General features: G+C 27.0%; 19 protein-coding genes. 16 read left to right on the top strand and 3 right to left on the bottom strand.

Annotated features, from left to right (window positions below; all coding sequences use genetic code 11):
• The first annotated feature begins 51 nt into the window (after positions 1 to 51).
• The 5 genes from J1C67_RS18045 to J1C67_RS18025 all read left to right on the top strand — a co-directional run bounded on the left by J1C67_RS18045 (position 52) and on the right by J1C67_RS18025 (position 4392).
• Positions 52 to 276 (top strand): cysteine hydrolase family protein, encoded by a 225-nt coding sequence (locus J1C67_RS18045; RefSeq protein ID WP_167865435.1) that lies wholly within the window; start codon positions 52 to 54, stop codon positions 274 to 276.
• 41 nt (positions 277 to 317) lie between these two features.
• A complete protein-coding gene (locus tag J1C67_RS18040; RefSeq protein ID WP_167865436.1) occupies positions 318 to 854 on the top strand; it encodes a cysteine hydrolase family protein in 537 nt (178 codons plus the stop codon).
• Between the two features lie 287 nt (positions 855 to 1141).
• Positions 1142 to 2242, top strand: a complete 1101-nt coding sequence (locus J1C67_RS18035; RefSeq protein WP_167865437.1) for a serine hydrolase domain-containing protein — start codon at positions 1142 to 1144, stop codon at positions 2240 to 2242.
• A 92-nt stretch (positions 2243 to 2334) separates the two neighbouring features.
• Positions 2335 to 3348 (top strand): serine hydrolase domain-containing protein, encoded by a 1014-nt coding sequence (locus J1C67_RS18030; RefSeq protein WP_207713822.1) that lies wholly within the window; start codon positions 2335 to 2337, stop codon positions 3346 to 3348.
• Between the two features lie 351 nt (positions 3349 to 3699).
• Positions 3700 to 4392 (top strand): hypothetical protein, encoded by a 693-nt coding sequence (locus J1C67_RS18025; protein WP_167865438.1) that lies wholly within the window; start codon positions 3700 to 3702, stop codon positions 4390 to 4392.
• Between the two features lie 589 nt (positions 4393 to 4981).
• Here J1C67_RS18025 and J1C67_RS18020 read toward each other — a convergent pair.
• Positions 4982 to 5776 (bottom strand): histidinol-phosphatase HisJ family protein, encoded by a 795-nt coding sequence (locus tag J1C67_RS18020; protein WP_167865439.1) that lies wholly within the window; start codon positions 5774 to 5776, stop codon positions 4982 to 4984.
• Between the two features lie 170 nt (positions 5777 to 5946).
• Here J1C67_RS18020 and J1C67_RS18015 point away from each other — a divergent pair, with 170 nt between their 5' ends.
• The 9 genes from J1C67_RS18015 to J1C67_RS17975 all read left to right on the top strand — a co-directional run bounded on the left by J1C67_RS18015 (position 5947) and on the right by J1C67_RS17975 (position 13122).
• Positions 5947 to 6846, top strand: coding sequence for a D-alanine--D-alanine ligase (locus J1C67_RS18015; protein WP_167865440.1), 900 nt, complete (start codon positions 5947 to 5949; stop codon positions 6844 to 6846).
• A gap of 17 nt (positions 6847 to 6863) precedes the next feature.
• Positions 6864 to 8324, top strand: a complete 1461-nt coding sequence (gene pdxR / locus J1C67_RS18010; protein WP_423738882.1) for a MocR-like pyridoxine biosynthesis transcription factor PdxR — start codon at positions 6864 to 6866, stop codon at positions 8322 to 8324.
• A 144-nt stretch (positions 8325 to 8468) separates the two neighbouring features.
• Positions 8469 to 8837 (top strand): hypothetical protein, encoded by a 369-nt coding sequence (locus tag J1C67_RS18005; RefSeq protein WP_089968232.1) that lies wholly within the window; start codon positions 8469 to 8471, stop codon positions 8835 to 8837.
• 14 nt (positions 8838 to 8851) lie between these two features.
• Positions 8852 to 9001, top strand: a complete 150-nt coding sequence (locus J1C67_RS18000; protein WP_167865442.1) for a hypothetical protein — start codon at positions 8852 to 8854, stop codon at positions 8999 to 9001.
• A gap of 179 nt (positions 9002 to 9180) precedes the next feature.
• The gene (locus J1C67_RS17995; RefSeq protein ID WP_167865443.1) at positions 9181 to 9900 is read left to right on the top strand and encodes a PadR family transcriptional regulator; all 720 of its coding nucleotides are present in this window, start codon (positions 9181 to 9183) and stop codon (positions 9898 to 9900) included.
• Between the two features lie 98 nt (positions 9901 to 9998).
• Entirely contained in the window at positions 9999 to 10745 is a 747-nt protein-coding gene (locus tag J1C67_RS17990) for an ABC transporter ATP-binding protein (RefSeq protein WP_167865444.1), read from the top strand.
• Between the two features lie 13 nt (positions 10746 to 10758).
• Positions 10759 to 11505: an ABC transporter permease gene (locus J1C67_RS17985; RefSeq protein WP_167865445.1), complete on the top strand. Its 747-nt coding sequence runs from the start codon at positions 10759 to 10761 to the stop codon at positions 11503 to 11505.
• Positions 11505 to 12524, top strand: coding sequence for an ABC transporter permease (locus J1C67_RS17980; RefSeq protein ID WP_167865446.1), 1020 nt, complete (start codon positions 11505 to 11507; stop codon positions 12522 to 12524). The genes J1C67_RS17985 and J1C67_RS17980 overlap by 1 nt, the downstream gene beginning before the upstream one ends.
• A 112-nt stretch (positions 12525 to 12636) precedes the next feature.
• Entirely contained in the window at positions 12637 to 13122 is a 486-nt protein-coding gene (locus tag J1C67_RS17975) for an NUDIX hydrolase (RefSeq protein WP_207253536.1), read from the top strand.
• Positions 13123 to 13217: 95 nt separating this feature from the next.
• On the opposite strand, the gene J1C67_RS17970 is transcribed toward J1C67_RS17975, so the two are convergent.
• Together J1C67_RS17970 and J1C67_RS17965 are read right to left on the bottom strand one after the other, a co-directional pair.
• A complete protein-coding gene (locus J1C67_RS17970) occupies positions 13218 to 13430 on the bottom strand; it encodes a cold-shock protein (RefSeq protein WP_167865447.1) in 213 nt (70 codons plus the stop codon).
• 72 nt (positions 13431 to 13502) lie between these two features.
• Positions 13503 to 13709: a heavy-metal-associated domain-containing protein gene (locus J1C67_RS17965; RefSeq protein ID WP_167865448.1), complete on the bottom strand. Its 207-nt coding sequence runs from the start codon at positions 13707 to 13709 to the stop codon at positions 13503 to 13505.
• Between the two features lie 178 nt (positions 13710 to 13887).
• On the opposite strand from J1C67_RS17965, the gene J1C67_RS17960 reads away from it, so the two are divergent.
• Positions 13888 to 14268: a desulfoferrodoxin gene (locus J1C67_RS17960; RefSeq protein ID WP_167865449.1), complete on the top strand. Its 381-nt coding sequence runs from the start codon at positions 13888 to 13890 to the stop codon at positions 14266 to 14268.
• 218 nt (positions 14269 to 14486) lie between these two features.
• Entirely contained in the window at positions 14487 to 17672 is a 3186-nt protein-coding gene (locus J1C67_RS17955) for a DEAD/DEAH box helicase (RefSeq protein ID WP_167865450.1), read from the top strand.
• The last annotated feature ends 186 nt before the right edge of the window (positions 17673 to 17858 follow it).

The raw sequence follows: 17858 nt of genomic DNA, 5'->3' as shown, positions 1-17858 counted from the left end.
AGAAGGCTACTAACGTTAAAGTGTTAGTAGCCTTTTTTATTAGTTTAATATTTGAAATATCTGCATAGATATTTTATTGAAACAACTCGAAAAGCTAAAGAACTAAATTTTAGCCATATACTAATTAATGATGGCTGTGGTACAATAAAATTGTTAATTTTAGGCAACACTCTTTCGGCTAAGAATGTACATCTGACATTTATTTCTGCTTTAACAAATTTTGCAGAAGTAAAAAGTACAGAGGAGTATTTAGAAAAATACAAACAAGTACAATGAGTTTAAATATTAAGGTATAAGATAGTAAAGGGGATGAATGTATGGAAAATATAGCACTTTTAGTTGTAGATGTACAAAATGCATTAGTATTAGGAGGACCTTATAACAGAGAAGCGGTTATAAGTAATATTAAAAAATTAGTGCAAATAAGTAGAGAGAATGAAGTGGAAGTAATTTATATTCAACATAGTGATGAAATTGGTGGAGAATTAGAACCAAACTGTGATGGATGGCAGATTTATAAAGAAGTAGCTCCAATTAATGGGGAGAAGGTAATAAATAAAAATTATAATTCTGCTTTTAGAAATACAACATTAAAAGAGTATCTAGATAGTAGAGGAATAAACAAGTTAATAATCACAGGTATGCAAACAGAATATTGTATTGATACTACTGTTAAAGTAGCTTTTGAATATGGATTTAAGCTTATTATTCCAGAAAATACAAATACAACTTTTAATAATGGTAATATGTTAGCAAAAGATTTATATGAATATTATAATTTTAATATATTTAAAAATAGATTTGCTATTATAGAAAGTGTCGACAATACAATAGAAAGATTAATAAAAAATTAGAATTATTAAAAATTAAATTATTTGTAAAATTAATTTACAGTGGGAGGTGCTAATTATAGAAGGCAAAATACTTAGAAATTTTATTCTAGCAACTGGGATATGGACGGGTGTTATTATGGCACTTATAGTATATGCTCCAGGTATGATAAGTAACATGTGGAATTCAATCATTGTAGTAATAGGATTGTTTATTTTATGGTTCTTTGTTAACACGTTTATCATTGTATATTTTTAAAAAAAATCCTAGGTAAAGTTATGAATTTAATTAAAGAGGAGAATTAGATAGTATGGTTAAGGTGAATAGGAAAATAGTAAAGTGGATTGCTATTATAATATCTACTTCATCTATTGGTGCAGGGATATTTTTTTGCGTAGTTTCCTATAAAATGAGTTTGATACCTTCTATGACATTTGAGGAAATGTTAAGTTATACAACAAAAAACAATGATGAAGCTAGAATAACAGTTGGCACTATAAAAGATGGGAAAATGGAATTTGTAGTCTATGGTAACGATGGAGAGGTGCTACCAAGTGAAGAACACGAATATGAAATAGGTTCATTGACAAAAACATTCACAACTAGCCTTTTATGTAAAGCAATTGATGGAGGTAATGTAACTTTAGATAGTTCAATTGATGACTATTTGAACTTGGCACCAAAGGAATATTATCCTACTTTAAGAAGACTTGTAACACACACTTCTGGGTTTAAAGGATATTATTTTGATGGACAAATGATATCAAACTTTTTTAAGGGTGAAAAAAATGACTTTTATGGTATTAGTGAAGAAAAACTCAATAAGAAAATTAGTAAAGTAGCACTTAAGAATAAGGATTATGACTTTAACTATTCTAACTTTGGCTTATCAGTGGTAGGAAGTGTCCTAGCAGAAATATATGATACAGATTATACTACGCTGATGAATTCTTTTATTAATAATGATTTAGGACTTCAAAATACTAAGATTTCTGATGGTACTGGAGCTATAGAGGAATACTGGCATTGGAATGCTAATGATGGGTACTTACCGGCAGGAGGGCTTGTTTCTACCATTACAGATATGATGAAGTATGTTCAATTACAAATATCAGAGGAAAAACAGTATCTTTCACAAGCCCATAAAACTATTGAAAACATAAATGCAACATCAAAGAGAAATGAAAAAATGGGGATTAGAATGGATGCAGCAGGTATTGGATGGATGATTGATCGGGAAAATAATATTGTTTGGCATAATGGGGGGACAAGTAACTTCAATAGTTATATTGCTTTTGATAAAGAAAAACAAGTAGGTGTTGTTATATTATCAAATCTTTCTCCAAGCTATAGGATCCCTGCAACTGTAATGGGAGTGAAACTTATGAAATCATTACAAGGTGAAGTTTAAAGAACTGGTGTTGTTGAACAATATCCTTGTAATACGAACTAGTTTAATAGTGAATATATAAAATATGGACAAGTTATCGGAGGAGGTCAATAATGAATATTAATTTAAATGAATACTTTAAAAAACAAAAAAAATTTAGTGGTAATGTATTGTTATCAAAAAATAATGAAATTATATTTAATGAATCATATGGATATTCAAATAAAGAAAAAGGAATAAAAAATACACCTCAAACAAAATTCATGATTGGTTCTATGACAAAGGCAATAACTGCATTATGTATTATGCAGTTATCAGAAAAAGGTATGCTTTCAACACAACAGAATATTGAAGATTATATTCCAGACTTCTACAAGGGTCATGGAATTACAATTCATCATCTTCTGAATCATACTTCTGGTATACCTAACTACATAATGTTAAAAAAAGAAATAAAATGGGGCGAACATCATACACCCCAAGAAATACTACAAATTGTAAAAGGTTATAAATTGAAATTCCCTATTGGTGAAAAATGGTCGTACAGTAATACTAATTATCTTATTCTTGGATTGATAATTGAAATAGTTTCTGGAATGAACTATCACCAATATGTTAAAAATTATATATTTATTCCTGCTAAAATGAATAATTCAGGTTTTATAGACGAGGAACAAAAAAAAGTAGCAAATAATTATATTAAGGGTGAAAAAGGGTTCTATATGGACCCATCAATGTTCTTTGCTTGTGGTGATATTGTATCAACTGTTGGTGATTTTTATTTGCTTGATAGAGCAATTCAGGACGGTAAACTATTGAAAACTCAAATAGTAAAGGAAATGCAAAAGCCTCACCATAATGGTAAATATGTGAAATATGGATATGGATTATTTGTGAAAAACCATTTTGATTGTAAAAGTATATGCCATGGTGGGTCAATTCCAAATGGTTACACTTCTCATTTTGAGAAATATATTGATGACGATATTACCATTGTTGTATTAAGCAATGATTTAGTAAAATACACATGCTTATCGATGAAAGATACTGGTGGTACATATATAAGTAGAGAGATTGCTTCATTAGTTTATGGTAAAAAGTTAGGTGCTTTTAAGAAGATAATTTAAAAGAGATTCTTAATATAGGTAGTTACTACACATTCTTAAAATATTACAAAAATAAAATTAAAAATATATTTATAGAAATACCGTATTATTTAAAGTGAATAAGCGGTATTTTTTAGTTCGCAATTCAAGGATATTTTTCTTTACTATACCTACCTATATAGTTATTACTCAGCCCTAGAATCATTTAAAAGGTATATTAAATAGTCCTATTTATTATAATGAATTGAATTCTATACCTTGGGTTGGCTATTTATACTAATACGTAATTTACACAATATGCTATAATAAGAATATATTTGTAATGGAGCGAAATTGTAATCAGTAAATAAGAAGATATAGAGGAGATGTGAAATGAATAAAAAGCTATTTTTGAAATTAGGATTATTGTTATTATCTCTGTCACTTGTTGCATGTGGGAAAAAAAATAATTCAGTAGGAAAAGATGATTCTTCTAAATCAAGTATAAACCAATCAGTTAGAAGCACTGAGAGTTCGGAAAAAGAAAGTGTAAAAACTCCCCCTCCATCTGCTGAAAATCCAGTAGAAAGTAAACAAAAGGATCAGAATACTCAACAAAATACTCAACAAAATGCAACTAAAAATGAGTTGCTCATTGTTGCAGGGAATAATACAGTACCGGGGGTTTATGAATATTATTTAAAGGACGTTAATCTTACACCAAAAATCGAGCCTTCAATTATTACTGAAAGCTCTTCCTGTTATAAGGTGAAGACTGAAAATAATATTTATATAGATTTTATTCTAAATGTGCACAATTTGAATGATAAAACTAGAATGGCAGAGGACACAATCACTGCAAAGATAAAAACCAACAGTAATGATTATAAGTGTTTTTCTATTGCAGAAAGTGCTAATGGTCATAATTTAGAAAAAGATAATTCAATAAAACCACTTGAAACGAGAGAAATTCATTACGTAGCTGAAGTTCCTAAAACAGAAGCCACTGGTGAAATAACTCTTACCTTAACTATCAATGGAAAAGATTTTAGTAATAAGTTTCATTTAGAAGGTATGATGCCTTAGAAAGAATATATAGAAACTGGTAGAATACTAAAAAAAGAAGGATTTGCACAATTAACTATCGAAGATGTATTTTTTACTGATAGATTTGAACCATCTTAGGATATTACGAACGAATCAAAAGAGCAACTCGGTTGCTCTTTTTTTGTTAATTTAGTTTTGACGGATTTTACTAATTTTTAATTAAAAATCAACACAGTCTTATAAAACCGCCTAATATAATTTAGTTTACATATTAATTATACACGAATAAAAACAGGGGACAAACAATATTTACTAAAAAATAAGTTAGTAGGAGAAGCCTTGGATATAACATGTTGTTTAATATATTTTAACTGGATATAATAATAGATTTAGAAAAACTTTATAATATGAAAAGCATAGAAATAATGCCTCCAGTTATTGAAAAGATATCATGTTTTATGCCAACAAGGTGGGTAAAGCAGTCAATAATAGATATTTAGAAAGGTGGAAGCATTAAGGAGATATATAAATATTTATTTGTAATATTATTATTTGCAGTGGCATTTTTTGTTATACGAACCTACAAAACTTCTAGGGAAGAAAAGAAGTTTTGTATTATCCAAATAAATTATAGTTTTATAAATTCAACATTCATTTTATCAAATCTACAAACATATTTATAACCAATATCCCTAAGGATATTATGAACATATTCAAAATTAAAGGCTACTTGACCTGGATTATGTGAGTCAGATCCAACAGTAATAATTTCTCCTCCTAAGTCCTTATACATTTTAAGGATGTTTACAGAGGGAGTTAAATCCTTAAGATTATATCTAAAAGAAGATGTATTAAGTTCAATTCCCTTACCATTTTGAATAACTTTTTTAAGAATAGCTTCTAAATAATCAGAAAATAAGCTATCATCTAAAATATTATTATAGTTACCATATCTTTTGATTAAATCAAGGTGTCCTAAAACAGAATAATCATTAAAAGAACTAATTATTTCTAATAAAGTTTTATAGTAACCTTCATAGGCCTCATATTGAGTTTTACCCTTATGGAAATCTCCAGTAAATAACTCATTTTTATTTATAGTATGAATAGATCCTATAACAAAATCAAAATCATGTTCTCTTATCTCTTTAGAACATCTATCTAATATATGAGACTGAAGCCCCATTTCAATTCCTTTTTTAATAGAAATAGCATTGGCGTATTTATTTTTAAAAAAATCTATTTCCTCAAAATATTTATTGTAATCAACCTTAACATTAGGGTTGCCGATTACATCATAATCTACATGATCTGTGAAACAAATTTCTTTAAGCCCTAATTCTATTGATTTTTCTATCATATCCTTCATAGGGGTATTTGAATCAGCTGAATAACTACAGTGCATATGGTAATCATAAAACATAAAAAAATCTCCTTTATGAATATTAATATATTCTAAATTATACTATATATAATTATAAAATTATATATAGTGGACCACTAACCTCAATATTTACATTGGGAGTGGTCCTTTTTTATTTAAGGATAGATTCATATAATAAAAGCATAAGAAGTATTAAGGAGTGTTGTTAAATGAGAATTGGAGTAATAATGGGTGGGGTATCTTCAGAAAGAGAAATATCCTTAATGTCGGGAAGAGAAGTGTTAAGGAATTTAAATATTAATAACTATAAAGAAATAATACCAATATTAATAAATTCTAAAAGTGAGGTTATTGAAAAAGTTAAGGGCATTGATTTTGCATTTATAGCATTACATGGTCATTTTGGTGAAGATGGAACAATTCAAGGCTTGCTTGAATCTTTAGAAATCCCTTATAGCGGATGTGGGGTATTAACTAGTTCGGTTTGTATGAATAAAGGACTTACTAAAAGAATTATTCAAACTGTTGGAGTTAAAACAGCACCATGGATTACAGTTAAATCAATAGAGGAAATTAATTATGAAAAAATAAGAACATTTGATTATCCTATTTTTATAAAACCTAATAATGGTGGATCTAGTGTGGCAACTTTTTGTGTTAAATATGAGAAGGATGTAGAAAATGCTGTAAGAGAAGGTCTAAAATATGATAATGAGGTTATAATAGAAAAATATATTAACGGAGAAGAAATTACCTCGTTTGTTTTAAATGGAGAAGTTTTTCCAACTGTAATTATAAAGGCTAAAAATGGTGAATTCTTCGATTACTCATCTAAATATGATAAAGGTGGTGCAGAAGAGACAGTTGTAAAATTAGAAGAGAGCTTACAATCAAAGGTAAATGAAATTTCAAAGAATATTTGGGATGTTTTAGGTTGCAAGAGCTATTGTAGAATTGATATGATAGTAAGTAATGGAATACCATATGTACTTGAAGTTAATACATTGCCAGGTATGACAACTTCAAGTATTATTCCTAAAAGTGCAAAGGCAAAAGGAATAGAATTTAGTGAATTATTAGACAAGATAATAGAGTATTCACTTATTTAGGAGTTGAAAAAATATTGATATTTTCTAGTTTCGTTTTTAATAAAGAAGAACCTATCTATTTACAAATTGAAAACTATATAAAAGATATGATTAAAGATGGTATGGTTGTTAATAATGGAAAACTACCAGCAACAAGAGAACTTGGAAAACTTTTAAATGTGAGCCGTAATTCAGTAATAACTGCTTATGAAAACCTGGAATGTGAAGGTGTAGTATATACAATAAAGGGAAAAGGTACATTTATTTCTATAAAGAAATTTATTAATGAAGATGGTTGGAAAGTAAAATGGGAAGAAAGAACTAATAGTTATGGTAAACTTGCAGAAAAATTGGATATAGTTAAACATGAAATTTCCTGGGAAAAGAATTTAATTTCATTTAAGAGTATTTCGCCAGATGGAAATCTTTTTGATATGGATGAATTTAAAAAAGCTTTCCTAAATAGAATCTCAATAGAAGGTCACAAAATATTGAATTATGGATATGCAAAAGGTTATAAGCCATTAATGGAATACCTTTTAGAATATATGAATGGAAAGGGGATTCAAACAAACAATAAAGACATTATAATAACCAATGGATTTACAGAAGGGCTAGAAATGTTACTTACAGCTTATACAAATCCAGGAGATAAGATTATATGTGAAAATCCCACGCATAACACATCTATAAAGATTATGAAAGTTCATGGGTTAGATATAGTTGGAGTAAATATGAAACAAGATGGAATAGATGTTGAGGAGCTTGAAGATAAATTAAAGTTAGGCGGAATTAAGTTTGGATATTTAATTCCTTCATATCATAATCCTACAGGCATAGTAATAACTGGAGAAAAAAGATATCAAGTTTATAATATATTCAAAAAATATAATGTTCCAATAATAGAGGATGGATTTAATGAGGAACTTCTATATAATAGTACACATATTTCTCCACTTGCGGCTTTAGATAAAGGTGGAAGCGGAGTTGTTTATATAGGAAGTTTCTCAAAAATATTATTTCCAGGAATTAGAGTTGGATGGATAGTTGGAGATAAAAAGATAATAGAAACCTTAGAAAGCGTTAAAAGATGCAAAAATATTCATACATCATTTTTAGATCAAGGAATATTATATGAATATTTAAAATCTGGAGCTTTTGAAAAGCATGTTAAAAAAGTGAGGAAATCTTATAAAGAAAGATACGAATTTGCATTAGAATGTATAAATAAATATATCAAGCCAACCTTTATATACGGAGAGGGAGGCTTGCATATTTATATAGGAATAGATGGTGTAAATTCAAGAGAACTACTTCAAAAATGCTATAAAAGAAATGTTATATTTACACCAGGAGATATATTCACGGTAGATAATACTGGAAAAAATACATTAAGACTAGGTTTATCAAGATTAACTTTAGAAGAAATTGAAGAGGGAATTAAAATTATTGGCGAATGTTTAGAGGAATATAGAAATATAGGGAGGATAGGATTATGAGGGATAATAAATTGATGTATCTATATTTGTTTATTTGAAAAAGATATATTAAGGGGAAATTATTAAAATTTTATTAAGAGTATTGATTTGAAACAAAATTGACAAATTTCTATTATACAATTAGTTTAAAGGAGATGAGTGCTAATGGAAAACAAAATAGAATTTGTAAATTCAAAACATATTGATAATTATTTAGGTTTACTTAAGCAGTTTCCAAAAGAAAGAGAATATGATTTTGACATAGCCTTAAAACTGTTAAGTATTGAAGAAGTATATTGCATAACTAAAGATTATATAAATGAAATGGGTATTAATTTCAAGGAATTATTAAAAGATTCTAGGATAGCTAAGAATGGATTGTTTATTTGTGAACTAGCATATAGTTTAGTAAGTAAATTTTTTCAAGTGAAATCTATTTCAAGTACTAGAAAATTAGATTCAGATACTAGAAATTTTATAATTGACTTATTATATATGTATAATCCGATAGAAAATAAAGTAAATGGACTTTAAGAGGAGGATTTAAAATGGGAATAAAACAAACAGTAGAAATAACAACAATGATTGGAAGAGTTAAAAAATTGACAGCATTAGGATTAGATGATGAAACTATAATTAGTATGTTAGGAATAACAAAAGAAGAGTTTGAAGAAATAAAAAAATACTCAGCAGAATAGTTAGTGATCAAAAATGACCTTACAAGAAGTTTTTAATTATTACTAGATATTTAGCACAATAAAATAGTACTAAAAAATATTAACTATTATTGACACTATACAAGGTTTAGTATAATATGATAATAAGAGGAAAATATACAAGGTTTTATATTTTAAAATTACAATAGTAAGGAGTCAATATGGTTAAAGTACTAATTTTATATTATTTAAATATTAAAGCTACACATGGATATGAAATTCAAAAGTTTATACAAGCAAGTGGGTTTGAAGCCTGGACAAATATTAAAGCTGGCTCAATATATTATGCTTTAAGTAAAATGGATAAAAATGGAGAAATAAGATTAGTAAGGGAAGAAAACCGAGGGTCAAGGGTAAGGCGTATATATGAAATTACTGATTTAGGAGTAATTGAACTTAAGAAGGAAATTGAAAAAGAATTAGATAAGCCTTTAGTTCCTTTGAATATAGATAAATTTATTTTACCAATAACATTTAATAAATTAGATAAAGATGAAGCTATTAGTATAATTGAAGAGCGTATAAAAGAGCTTAATAAAAAGTTAGAATACTGGAATTATTGGAAAGGTATAAAAATAAATGATTGTAGTACACAAGTGGAAAGGCTTTCTTTTGAAATGACTATATGTAACTATGAATATGAAATTAAATGGCATGAAAGCTTAATTGAAGAATTTGATTTATATTGTGAATTAAGCGAAAAGAATGAAGTTATGATTAAAAGTTTTAATTTTGCAGAGTTAGATGAAAAGGATTCAGAGGATATTAATATCAATAAAGCAAGCTTAAAAGAATTAAAAAATATTATATTAAATGATCCTACTGGAGCTAAAAATGCTTTAGAAAGATTAATAACTATTATTGGAGAAGAAAAAAACTAAATATGTTTTTAAAATACTTAGCAATGATAAGTCATTGCTAAAATTTTAAGGTTAATACTAAAGGTTGTATATAAAATATTTAATATAGGGGTGCTAAAATGAAAAAAGTTTTAGAAATTAGAGAATTGAAGAAAAATTTGGGGGATAGACAAGTAGTAAAAGGAATAACATTTGATATTAGAGAAAAAGAGATTGTTGGATTATTAGGACCTAATGGAGCTGGAAAAAGTACAGTTACAAATATGATATGTACAATATTAAATATGGATGAAGGTTCTGTATCATTTAAATGCAAAGATGTTAAAGAAAATGAAGAAGAGTTTAAAAGGCAATTAGGTTTAGTTCCACAAGATATTGCACTTTTTTCAGATCTTTCTGCTTATGGTAATGTAAAGTTTTTCGGTTCTTTATATGGATTAAAAGGAAATGAATTAAAAGAAAGAGCTAAAGAGGCATTAGAGAATGTAGGTCTTTGGGATAGAAAAAAGGATTATCCGGATTCTTTCTCAGGTGGAATGAAAAGAAGACTTAATATAGCTTGTTCAATAGTGCATAGACCTAAAATATTAATTTTAGATGAGCCAACAGTTGGGATAGATCCTCAGTCAAGAAATAAAATATTAGAAGTAACAAAGAAACTTAGAGATGAGGGGACATCGATAATATATATATCGCATTACATGGAAGAGGTTGAGTCTATATGTTCAAGGTTAATTATAGTAGATGAAGGGATAATAATTGAGGAAGGAGATAAAGAAGAAATTAAGAAAAAATATAAGGAAAAGGGATTAAATAGTTTAGAGGAAATCTTTTTACACTTAACTGGAAAAGAATTAAGAGATTAGGAGATGTGAAGTTATGAGTGGGTTTAATGTATTATTTAAAATAGGGATGAAGAGAAGAATTAAGGATTCTTTTTTAATAAGTTATGGAACTGTATTTCCTTTGTTTTTAATAGGAATTCTTGGATATATGGCATCAAATTATTTTTCGGGAGAGAATAAAATAACTTCATACTATTATTATAGTATGGTAACTATACCTTTTTCTATATTTTTAGAATCAGTAACGCTTGTATATATTACAAGAGAAGAAAGCATGTATAAATGCGGAGAAAGGTTTATTATAGCCCCAATTAGTAAGACTGCTATAGTGCTATCTAAAATTATACCATCTACTATTTCTATAATGATCTATAATTTCATCTTAATGGGAATATGCAAATTTGTATTTAAGGTAGATTACTGTGGGAAGTTTTTTTATTTATATATTTTATTTTCAATAGTGGCGTTTATGTCCTGTGCAATGGGTACTTTTATAGGGGTAAGTACAAAAGATTTTATGCAAGTTAAAAATTTTATAAGCACTCCAATATTAATTATGGCAATGTTAGGTGGAAGTTTCTTTCCTATAGGATCTTTAGGAAGAACTGTAGAAATTATAAGTTATATATCACCATTAACGTGGATTAATAGAGGTATATTTTTAATGATTAACGATAATAGTATTCAGGTGTATCTAATAGCAGTAGGGATAACATTAGCTTTAGGTATAATATTTACCTTTGGAGCTGTTAAAAGATTTAGACGGGAGATGTTTCTATAATGGGTATATTAATAGTTGTAAATAATGAGTTTAGAAGAAGTTTAAAATATAAAAAAAAACTAATATTAGGATTGTTAATTCCAGTTATTTCAATAATAGCTGCAATAGCCATTAATAGTCTTATGAAACCTTCTATTAATATAGGGATAATTAATAATGGGTCAGGAAATATATATGAGGAACTCAAAGAAGAATCTAGTTCTATAAATGGATTAGATATAAAGACTGCAAATGAAGAAAGTATTAATACTGATATGATTCTTGGAAAATATATGGCTGTAATTCAACTAAATAAGGATGAATCATTCAAAGTAACTGCTTTAGATCTTGAGGTAAAGGAAAATATTGAACAAGTTATGAATGAATATTTTGCAAATAAAGAGCTAAAGGGATTTGAAAATGCTTTGTTAAAAATAGAAAATGAAAAAATGACAATAGCAGAGAGAAGTGGTGGGTTTATATTATTAACATTAATAATAACATGTACCTTATCAGCCTGTAATTTAATAAAGGATAAAGAGGATGGGATATTAAAACGGTTTTTAATATCTCCACATAAACCAATCATATATGTATTAGGAATATATTTATATAATCTCTTAAATACGATTGTACAAATAATAATAGCGATTATTATATTAATGAGTTTGCCAATAGATATTGGAATTACTGGAATGCAGTTACTTGTTATTGGATTTACTATAGCTATTATTGCAACCAGCTTAAGTAGCTTTATTGTTGCTTTATGTAAAAGTGACTTGCAAGCTAGTATAGTTGCATCTGTAATTGCTTTAATAATGTCATTACTAGGGGGCGTATTTTTACCTTTGGATAAAATGCCTACATCATTAAAGTATGTAAGTAATGTGACTATAACAAAATGGTTAGTTGTATTTATTAAGAAAATAGAACAAGGAGTAGATAATACTGATATATTAGTGCCAATGGCGATTATACTATGTTTATCAATAATAATGGTTATAGGTTCTTGTAAATTAGGCGAAAAGAAATTTGTTTAATTACAAATAATATAGTAAATTATGGTATAATTAAAAAGATAAAAATACTGACTTTCTATTTATTTACAGATGCCTAAGTTAGAAAAGTATAGAATTATTTGGAGGTAGTAAGGTGACAGATATTACATTTAAAACGGAAACAGTACGGTTTGTCTATAGAGTAGCTGGAATCATTATTCATAATAATAAATTGCTAGTTATGAAAGATGAAAACTCTCCATATTATTATATTCCAGGCGGAAAAGTTGGATTGCAGGAACTTAGCGCTGATGCAATAAAAAGAGAGATAAGAGAAGAAATTAATATTGATGTTAATGTGAAAAGAATGCTATGGATAGTAGAAAGTTTTTTCAAAGATGATGAGTCTGGAGAAAATTTTCATGAAATAGGATTTTATTATTTATTAGAATTAAATGATGAAAAAATATTTGAAAAAGGAAATGAGTTTATTATGACTGAAGGTGGGAAGCATAGACTTGTTTTCTACTGGAAACCATTAGAAGAAATTAAAGACTTATATTTATACCCTCTATTTATAAAAGAGAATATTTTGAAATTACCTAATAGCATTAAGCATACAGTTGAAAATAAATATTGATAAAATTTTAAATAAATCAAATAATAATAAATATTACGAGTTTATAATTGCAAAAAGCATTAACCAAATTATGGTTAATGCTTTTGAATTTGAAATTAATCCATTTTTTGAACGTTAAATGCTGTTGAACCCTTCTCTTCTTGTTGTATGTCAAAAGTTACATTTTGACCTTCATGAAGATCCTTATTATTACCTTTCTCTTTTACTTGAGAATGATGAACAAAAACATCAGCACCTTCATTACAGGATATAAATCCATATCCATTTTCTTCATTAAACCATTTAACAACACCGGTATAACTAGCCATTATTATCACTCCTTTGGATATATCTTATAGAACCGAGTAAAGGATATATATATTCATTTATTTAGATAGTTATTAGGATTGAATTTTATGTCCTGTATCTTCTATACAAATTTTAATTTCATCTCGTGTAGCAGGTTCATTATATATAACTTCAACGCTTCCACGTCCAAGGTCAATACAAACCTTATTTACACCTTCAATTTTTTCAAGAGCATTTTTAACTTGAGTTTTAACATTTTCATTAGTAAGATCATTAATAAGATAGTGTTCTCTTTCCATGTTATCGACTCCTTTCTAAAAAAAGTTATAAAAGTAGTATGCTCAAAGTAGGTTAGTTATATTACAATTAAATATATTTTAATATTTGAAATATTTTAATATCTTTAATAAATAGTTATGATATACTACTTATTAGAGAGATACAAATACAAGATAACATAAATAAGGAGGTACTTTAATGAGTAAGAAAAATGAAATTTATTGTTGTGAAATATGTGGGTCTATGGTTGAGGTTATTAATGGCGGAGGTGGAACACTTGTGTGTTGCAATAAACCAATGACATTACTTAAAGAAAATTCAGTTGATGCAGCTACAGAAAAACATATACCAGTTGTAGAAAAAATAAATGGTGGAGTAAATGTGAAAGTAGGATCAGTAACACATCCTATGGAAGAAAAACATTATATAGAATGGATAGAACTTATAACAACTGATGGAACAATTTTTAGAAAAGAACTAAACCCAGGAGAAGCTCCAGAAGCAACATTTAAATTTGATGGAGAAATAGAAACAGTTAGAGAATATTGTAATATACATGGACTTTGGAAAACTAAATAATATAAACTATGAAGGCTAGAATCAATAGAAATATTAGATTCTGGTCTTTTTTATTTTTAAAATAAATATTATTTTATATTAGGCATATTCAAATAAATACAACAATACTGATTTGTTATTTATTTGCATATGTCTTATTTTAGACTAGATATGATATTATAATCTATAGAATGGATTTTTAAAAAATAACAAGCAAATAAATAGAATAGGGTGAGTAGATGAATTTAAAAGAATTAGTAGATAAAGTATTAGATTCGGGATCTAACTTTAATAGAAAAGAAGGGGAGTTAATGTTTAATAAAGGGTTAGCCTCAAATATAAAAAGCAAAAAAATAGATTTTATATATAACATATATGGAAAAGTCAAAAATGAAAATAGTACTAGTGAATTCAATTCCCATATCAAAATAAATATTAAAAATGAAACTCTGCTAAGTTGTAAGTGTACTTGTAATGAATCTGAGGATAATTCTAAGCTTACTAATATATATGTATGTAAACATAATCTGGCAATAATGTACATGTTTTATGATTTAGCTAAAAAGAAAATAATAGGTGATAAAGAAAAAAGTGTAGAAGGTGAAAAAAGTGAAAATAAGGGTAATAGTATTTTAAAGTCAGTAAGAAGTAATAATGAAGTTTCGCCTCTTAACCTAGATATAAAACTAAAACATGTTAATGAGAAGTATGCAAACTATTATGAGGCTGAATTTAGAATAGGAAGAAAAAGTACTAATTTAATAAATTCACTAGAAGAATTTATTAATACAAGAAATCTAAATAGACCAAATACATTTAATAAAGAATTTACATATAAACCTTATGAGGATATATTTTGCGCTGAAGATGAATCGGTTTTGAATTTTATAAAAGAATACATAGAGTTAAGTAAAGATTTAAAAAATGGAAGTTATCAAATGGCAAAAGGAAAATCATTAAGAATTGCACCAAATACTTTAAGAAAATTTTTAAACCTAGTAAATTCAAAAAAGAAAATAGTCTTGAATTATGATTATTTAGATTACGCTTCAGAAGTTTTAAGAAAAGATTTACCAATAGGATTTAATCTAAAGTTAGAAGGGAATTTTTTTATTTTAAGAACAAAAAAGAAGTTTCCTATACCACTTAATGAAAATAATGATGTTTATATTTATGATAGAAAGTTATATATTCCGTCAATGGAACAGATAAAGTATTATAAACCCTTATATAATGAACTGAAAAGTACGGGGCAAATTAAGTTTAATAAATCAATAGAGGTATTAGAAAAATTAATTAATATACTAAAGAAAATATCGAATGAAATTACCTTGGATGAAAGAGTAAAGGAATTTACAGAAAAATTAACATTTCCACAGTTTCATTTTGAAAAATATGATAATAAGGTTTATTGCAGAGTTAAGATTAATTATTTAGGAGAAAAAATAGACTTAATAAATGAATCTAACAATAAAGGTTTTTTAAGAGATTTAAAAAAGGAAGATAAAATTTGTATGGAACTTGAAAGACTTAGATTTATAAAGAAAGAGGGTAGCTTTGTATTTATAGGGGAAGATGAGGATATTTTCAATTTATTATCTTTTGAATTAGAAAATCTTAGAAAATTAGGCGAAATACATTTATCTAATGAGTTTAAGAAAATGAGGTTAATAAATTCAACATTTATTGAGGGAGTAGTAGAAGAGGAAGACGGGTATTTTTCTTTTAAATATAATGTAGGAGATTTAAGTTTGAGAGAACTACAAAATTCTTTAAATGCAGTAAAGGAAAATAGAAACTTTTTTAAAACTGAAAAAAATGATTTTTTAGATTTAACAGATAAAAGAGTAGTAGGATTCTTAAATTTAATAGAAGATTTAAGTAATGGAGAAAAATTAAAAGAAGATATTATAAAAATAGATAGAAATAAGGCGCTTTATTTAGATAATATTATTAAAAATAAAGGTCTAGATTTTATCAAGGGGGAAGAGGCACTTAAAAGTATAAGAACAAGCCTAACTAATAGAGAACATAAAAATCTAAAAGCTCCTAAAGATTTAAATGCTACATTAAGATCTTATCAATTAGTAGGATATAATTGGCTTAGCGAATTATCTAATATGGGGTTTGGTGGGATTTTAGCAGACGAAATGGGTCTTGGAAAAACAATACAAACCATAGCATTTTTACTTTCAAAAAAAGAGAGCAAAACTTTAGTTATTACTCCAACATCTTTAATTTATAATTGGAAAGATGAATTTAGTAATTTTGCACCAACTCTTAAGATTGGTATAATTCATGGAAGTTTGGATGAAAGAGCAAAGGTATTAGAAAAGCAGCAGGAGTATGATGTGCTTCTTACTACCTATGGAACATTAAGAAATGACTTTGAAAATTATAAAAATAATATATTTGATTATTGTATTATTGATGAAGCTCAAAATATTAAAAATCCTACATCTCAAAATACAAACATAGTTAAAAGCATTAATGCAAAGTATAGAATTGCATTAACAGGAACACCTATTGAAAATAATCTTACTGAGCTTTGGTCGATATTTGATTTTATAATGCCTAGATTTCTTTATACCCAGCAGAAGTTTAAAGAAAAATTTATAAATACTGGTGGAAAGAATATTGAAGAATTAAAAACATTAATTAAACCATTTATATTAAGAAGATTAAAGAAAGATGTTGCAGAAGAACTTCCAGATAAAATAGAGAAAAAATATTTGGTGGAAATGACAGTTGCACAAAAACAAATTTATAAAAGTTATATGAAGGATGTTAAATCAAAAATGAAGTTAAATAAAGAAGATAAAATAACAATATTCTCTTATTTAACAAAGCTTAGACAACTATGTTTAGATCCATCAATTCTAATTAAAGAATACTCAGGTGGAAGTGGAAAGATAAAAGCCACAATTGATATTGTGAGTAATGCAATAGATTGTAATAAAAAGATATTAATATTTTCTCAATTCACATCTGTATTAAAGAAAATAGAAGAAGAAATATCTAAAGAAGATATAGAATATTTATATCTAGATGGTAGCGTTAAAGCCAAAGAAAGGATAAATCTTGTGAATAAATTTAATGAAAGTCCTCATATAAAAGTATTTTTAATATCTCTAAAAGCAGGAGGAACAGGATTAAACCTAACTTCAGCTAACTTGGTTATTCATTTTGATCCATGGTGGAACCCAGCTATTGAAGAGCAAGCAACAGATAGAGCTCATAGAATAGGGCAAAAAAAAGTTGTAGAAGTAATAAAATTAATTTCACAAGGTACTATAGAAGAAAAAATAGTGAAATTACAAGAAAGTAAAAAAGAACTTATTAATAATGTAATGAATGGAGAGGTAATGGATGGAAAAATATTAAGTAAGTTAACAGATGAAGAAATTTTGAGTCTTTTTAATTAGAAAAAATACTATATTGACTAGTTATTTCTTAAAAATTCCTTATAAGTATAGGATTCTGAATAATGGAAATATAACAAAGAAAGATAGGGGGAAGTGGATATGCTATTTTCCTTGGTTATATTTAGATTACAAGAACAAATAATTTGAAGATGTATATAATGATAAGGTCAGGATTATAAGATAGAA

The organism is Clostridium gasigenes, assembly GCF_017348895.1.
GTDB classification, from domain to species: Bacteria; Bacillota; Clostridia; order Clostridiales; family Clostridiaceae; genus Clostridium; species Clostridium gasigenes.
Note: the sequence above shows the minus strand (reverse complement) of the source record. Positions and strands in the feature narration are given on the sequence as shown.

What these genes read in the sequence shown, in the direction of transcription:
- J1C67_RS18040 (WP_167865436.1), top strand. Translation starts at nt 318, where the DNA reads ATGGAAAATATAGCACTTTTAGTTGTAGATGTACAAAATGCATTAGTA.
- J1C67_RS18035 (WP_167865437.1), top strand. Translation starts at nt 1,142, where the DNA reads ATGGTTAAGGTGAATAGGAAAATAGTAAAGTGGATTGCTATTATAATA.
- J1C67_RS18030 (WP_207713822.1), top strand. Translation starts at nt 2,335, where the DNA reads ATGAATATTAATTTAAATGAATACTTTAAAAAACAAAAAAAATTTAGT.
- J1C67_RS18025 (WP_167865438.1), top strand. Translation starts at nt 3,700, where the DNA reads ATGAATAAAAAGCTATTTTTGAAATTAGGATTATTGTTATTATCTCTG.
- J1C67_RS18020 (WP_167865439.1), bottom strand. Translation starts at nt 5,776, where the DNA reads ATGTTTTATGATTACCATATGCACTGTAGTTATTCAGCTGATTCAAAT.
- J1C67_RS18015 (WP_167865440.1), top strand. Translation starts at nt 5,947, where the DNA reads ATGAGAATTGGAGTAATAATGGGTGGGGTATCTTCAGAAAGAGAAATA.
- J1C67_RS18005 (WP_089968232.1), top strand. Translation starts at nt 8,469, where the DNA reads ATGGAAAACAAAATAGAATTTGTAAATTCAAAACATATTGATAATTAT.
- J1C67_RS18000 (WP_167865442.1), top strand. Translation starts at nt 8,852, where the DNA reads ATGGGAATAAAACAAACAGTAGAAATAACAACAATGATTGGAAGAGTT.
- J1C67_RS17995 (WP_167865443.1), top strand. Translation starts at nt 9,181, where the DNA reads ATGGTTAAAGTACTAATTTTATATTATTTAAATATTAAAGCTACACAT.
- J1C67_RS17990 (WP_167865444.1), top strand. Translation starts at nt 9,999, where the DNA reads ATGAAAAAAGTTTTAGAAATTAGAGAATTGAAGAAAAATTTGGGGGAT.
- J1C67_RS17985 (WP_167865445.1), top strand. Translation starts at nt 10,759, where the DNA reads ATGAGTGGGTTTAATGTATTATTTAAAATAGGGATGAAGAGAAGAATT.
- J1C67_RS17980 (WP_167865446.1), top strand. Translation starts at nt 11,505, where the DNA reads ATGGGTATATTAATAGTTGTAAATAATGAGTTTAGAAGAAGTTTAAAA.
- J1C67_RS17970 (WP_167865447.1), bottom strand. Translation starts at nt 13,430, where the DNA reads ATGGCTAGTTATACCGGTGTTGTTAAATGGTTTAATGAAGAAAATGGA.
- J1C67_RS17965 (WP_167865448.1), bottom strand. Translation starts at nt 13,709, where the DNA reads ATGGAAAGAGAACACTATCTTATTAATGATCTTACTAATGAAAATGTT.
- J1C67_RS17960 (WP_167865449.1), top strand. Translation starts at nt 13,888, where the DNA reads ATGAGTAAGAAAAATGAAATTTATTGTTGTGAAATATGTGGGTCTATG.
- J1C67_RS17955 (WP_167865450.1), top strand. Translation starts at nt 14,487, where the DNA reads ATGAATTTAAAAGAATTAGTAGATAAAGTATTAGATTCGGGATCTAAC.